The organism is Neisseria sp. P0009.S007 (assembly GCF_051962515.1).
This window is the reverse complement of the sequence record NZ_JBQCVF010000821.1, coordinates 1-583: the sequence shown is the minus strand read 5'-3', so window position 1 is coordinate 583 and position 583 is coordinate 1. Positions and strand designations below refer to the sequence as shown.

The 583-nt window shown below is 50.3% G+C and carries 1 protein-coding gene; it reads right to left on the bottom strand.

Features of this window, described 5'->3' with window-relative positions:
• Nucleotides 1-59: 59 nt before the first annotated feature.
• The coding region (gene nfsA, locus ACTHS3_RS16595; RefSeq protein WP_440368585.1) for an oxygen-insensitive NADPH nitroreductase at nt 60-583 on the bottom strand (524 nt) is incomplete at its 5' end.

The following is a 583-nucleotide window of genomic DNA, read 5'->3' as shown; positions in this document are numbered from 1 at the left end:
TCCTTGTTTCGTTCCTATTGTTTTCAGACGGCCTCAGCCACACATAGGCCGTCTGAACATTATTTTTTCAAAAAACCTTTTTTCTGCAAAAACGCCAACATATGCGGCCGCACAGGATTACCCAAGGTTTTGGCCAGCGATTCCTTCCAAGGTATCGGACTGCCCTTGCGCAACTCATAATAATCCGCTACTGCCTGATTATAGGCTTCAACCGCCTCGGCATTCAGGCTCGAACAGGCGTTTTCGGCATACACCATTTCCTTAGGCAGGCGCGGCTTGAGCGGCGGGTCTTGATCGGGATAACCGAGACACAATCCCACCAAAGGCACGCAATAATCCGGCAGGTTCAACACGTCCGATACTTTTTGCGCATCATTGCGCAGCGCGCCGATATACACGCCGCCCAGCCCAAGCGATTCGGCGGCAAGCAATACGTTTTGCGCCATAATGCCCGCATCAACCGCACCAATCAGTGTTACTTCCGCCCAATCAATTTGCGCATCGGGAAACATTGCCTTGTGTTTGGAAAAATCGATGCAAAACAGTAAAAATTCCGCACAATGGACAATATAAGGTGCGCTTC